The sequence below is a fragment of the Komagataeibacter europaeus LMG 18890 genome (assembly GCF_000285295.1).
In the GTDB taxonomy this organism is placed as follows: Bacteria; Pseudomonadota; Alphaproteobacteria; order Acetobacterales; family Acetobacteraceae; genus Komagataeibacter; species Komagataeibacter europaeus.
Window position 1 is genome coordinate 1 of record NZ_CADP01000181.1, and the last position, 3,582, is coordinate 3,582.

The 3,582-nt window shown below is 46.4% G+C and carries 3 protein-coding genes; 2 read left to right on the forward strand and 1 reads right to left on the reverse strand.

Features of this window, described 5'->3' with window-relative positions; translation table 11 throughout:
• A partial coding sequence (locus GEU01_RS20040) for a helix-turn-helix domain-containing protein (RefSeq protein WP_026018770.1) occupies positions 1–271 on the reverse strand: 271 nt, incomplete at its 3' end.
• Between the two features lie 348 nt (positions 272–619).
• Here GEU01_RS20040 and GEU01_RS20045 point away from each other — a divergent pair.
• Together GEU01_RS20045 and GEU01_RS20050 are read left to right on the forward strand one after the other, a co-directional pair.
• Positions 620–2,116, forward strand: a complete 1,497-nt coding sequence (locus tag GEU01_RS20045; RefSeq protein ID WP_019087469.1) for a hypothetical protein — start codon at positions 620–622, stop codon at positions 2,114–2,116.
• A 93-nt stretch (positions 2,117–2,209) separates the two neighbouring features.
• The gene (locus tag GEU01_RS20050) at positions 2,210–3,241 is read left to right on the forward strand and encodes an IS110 family RNA-guided transposase (protein ID WP_026018748.1); all 1,032 of its coding nucleotides are present in this window, start codon (positions 2,210–2,212) and stop codon (positions 3,239–3,241) included.
• Positions 3,242–3,582: the final 341 nt, after the last annotated feature.

Here is a 3,582-nt window from a genome sequence, read left to right on the forward strand (position 1 = left end):
ACAGCATCTCCTGTGTCAGGCGGGCTTTCTGTCCCCCGCCATGACGATCCACAAGGCCATCCGGGCCATCCGCATTGAAACGCAGCACCCAGTCACGGATACTCTGACGGTCTGTCCCCGCAAGCAGGGCCGCCTCGCCGCGCGAGGCGCCATCATAAATCGCCGCAAGCGCCAACAGGCGACGCGACTGACCCGCATGCCGGCTTCTGCGCGCAAGGCGTCGCAACTCCGAACTATCATGATCGTCACGCAGGGATAGAGGGCTGCCCATCCAGAATGCCTCCTTCAGAGAATGGTCTGCATCCTATGAATCACATTTTTAAACCGATGGGTACCCCGTGAGTCAGGCCAAACAATGGTTGGTATGAGCCACGTTCAATGGGTCAAGAAGCATTGATCCTGGCATGGTTGGCCGATGCCAGCCTCTTGCCCGCCAATAGGCGAGCAAGAGTTTTATTGTATTATTTTGATAATTTAATTTACTCATTTGTAAATTATTTTAATTATTTAAATCTATACTATAAAAAGGCAATATTATTTCTCTTTACATATAAATGTAATATTTGTAAGGTCATTAAAGTTAATCAGGCCGTCTATTGATCTATCTGGTGGAAGCATAATGGAAAGTTCGTTACTGACAGGAAAGAAAATAGATATATTTACGTATGTCATATTATCTATCTTGATTGTCGCTACTGTATTTTTAGTGATCTTCCCATTTTCCGAGATTTTCAATCACATCCCTCTTGCGCAGAATGAAGGATGGAACGCCTATCAGATTGATCGGGTTATTAACCCGGCATTGGGCCCCCTTTATCCAGACCCTGAAAACGGCCTGATTTTCAATAATTATCCACCACTGTCATTCTACCTGGTTGGCTATTTCAGTAAATACGTAACGCACGATGTTATGGTCGCTGGAAGGATAGTCAGTGTCACCTTTCAGCTTTTGTCGTGTATTGTATGTAGCTTATGCGTCAGATCGTTGGGAGCAAAACCCATTGGGATGATACTGGCATTTTTCATACCATTTCTTTATACAGTAGCATATTTCGGCTGGTGGTTTGCCACGAATGATCCGCAATGGGTCAGCATATTTTTTGTTTTATTGTCACTGCTCCTGGCGATAGACTGTCTTTGGAATGACAGGAAAAGTAATTATTTTATAATATGCTTGGCGGCGTTCCTCTCCGTACTGGCCGGCACTGCAAAACATAATGAAATTTCCATCCCGCTTGTCATAACCATTGTATTGTTTTTCAATAACAAAAAATTATTTTATACGTGGTGTGTGTCTGGTATATTATTTTCAGTCATGGCCTTCGTTTACCTGAAGTTAATGTTTGGTAGCGATATAATATCCGATGTATTTTTTCATCCGCGCGTCATTTCTATATCATTACTATTCAATACAGATTTTTCCATTAAGCATACCCTGACGCTTTATATCGCTGCCATTCCCTGCCTTATTGGAATAAAAGATAAAAAACTAAGGCAATTCCTGATAATTATTTTTTTGGTATGTTTTGCGTTGGGCGTCTCCCAGAAAGTAGGAGATGGCGTGTCTGAAAATGCCCATATCGATACCGTCCTTGCCCTGGGCATTGTCATTGCCATGGGTGCATCTGTCTTCCCACAGAAATGGCAGGGATACAGAAAGCCGAGCATGATATTATTGACGATACTGGCCATCACGCCTCCCGTCATTAAAAGCATTACACACTTGCCCGGAAGCATTAATGACATACGCCGCATACCGGAGGAACAGGAGAAATGGAATGCTGTTTATAGTTTATTAAGATCAAACAGCCGGCCTGCTGCGTGCCGTATGCTGTCAATCTGTTATTGGGCAGGTGAACCTTATACGGTAGATATGTTTAATCTTGGTCAATATCTACAAATGAATGGAAACAAAAAAATATTCAATGATATGATTAGGAATAAAGAATTTGGTATTATTGAATATCCTTTTCAGGTAGGAGATTTATATAAAAGGGAGGAAGGAAAACTTCTTCCTGATTTTATGAAAAACTATCATCTATATAAAATAATTTATATAGATGATTCATTTTATAGATTTGATGAATCCATGGCATTTTATGCCCCCAACAGTTAGCCCATCTTATTCACGAGATGGGGTGGACGGCCTCCCTGCGGCATCAATGTGCCATGATGGAGGTTCACTGACCATCAGGAGGAGACCGCCCGTATGAAAGCTAGCATAATTGGCCTTGATATTGCCAAATCCGTTTTTCAGGCTCATGGGGCTGACGCAAATGGAAAGTGCGTTTTCAAGCGCAAGCTTGGTCGCAGTGAAGTTTCAGCATTTTTTGCAAAACTTGACCCATGTGAAGTTGTTCTGGAAGCCTGCGGGTCAGCTCATTACTGGGCACGGGTGATCAGCAGGATTGGTCATGATGTCAGACTGGTTCCTCCTGATCGGGTCAAATCATTTGTCAAAAAAGGCAAGAAAAACGACGCTGTTGATGCGGCTGCGATCTGCATGGCGGCGTCTCATCCTGATACGATGTGTGTTCCGATCAAGAGCGAAGAGCAGCAAGGTATCTTGTCACTGCATTCTACCCGCGCTCTTCTGGTCAAACAGCAGACCATGCTGAGTAATGCGTTACGGGCTCTTGCTTCCGAGTTCGGGCTGATAGCCCCTCTGGGCACACGCCATCTGCCAGAACTGATGGCAAAAATAGAGACATCAGCCGACCTGCCTGCTGCCATGAAGCAGAGTGCCATGTTGTTATTTGATCATTATGAAAAGGTCGCTCAGAGCATTGATACTTTGGAAGTGCAGATCCGGGCGCGTGCAAAAAGCGATGAGGATGCGCGTCGATTGATGACCATCCCTGGGGTCGGTCCCATAACGGCTTCTCTGATTGTCGCCTCGGTCGCGGATATTGGCTCCTTCGCCTCTGCGCGCCATTTTGCCGCCTGGCTTGGGCTTGTGCCTCGTCAGCATTCTACCGGCGGTAAAACCCGTCTGGGCAGGATTACCAAAACGGGCAACCGGCAGATAAGAACGTTGCTGGTTCTTGGTGCGACGGCCATGCTTCATCGTGCCCATAAGTGGGATAGCGCTGCGGGTCAGTGGCTATGCGAACTCATGGCGCGTCGTCCAAGGCGTCTGGCAACAGTTGCACTTGCCAATAAAATGGCTCGTATCATCTGGGCGTTGTTGTCACGTAAAGAGATCTATCGTCCGGCTGGTGTCAGTGTTTCAGCAGGCTGACCTGCACCAGCAGAACGATGGACACCGGAGCTTGCTCCGGTAGATCCGGCAGTATGTACGAACCGACGTGATGGGAAGACTGTCATTCAGCAACAGTTCAGGCCATACCGTTCGACCGTCTGTGCCCCTGAGCACGCGATACGAGATTGGTGCCTGACACGTGAGCGCACACCCATGATGGCCAGCGCATAAAGTCGCATAAACAGGCCGGACATAAGAGCGCATCTGACCGGGTCTTCGCGTTAAATCGGTATTCATCATCCAGCCGGTAGAATAATACGTTTTGGAAATGACATCGGGAGAACAATATGAGGTATTGCGCTTAAACGGCCGTCCACATA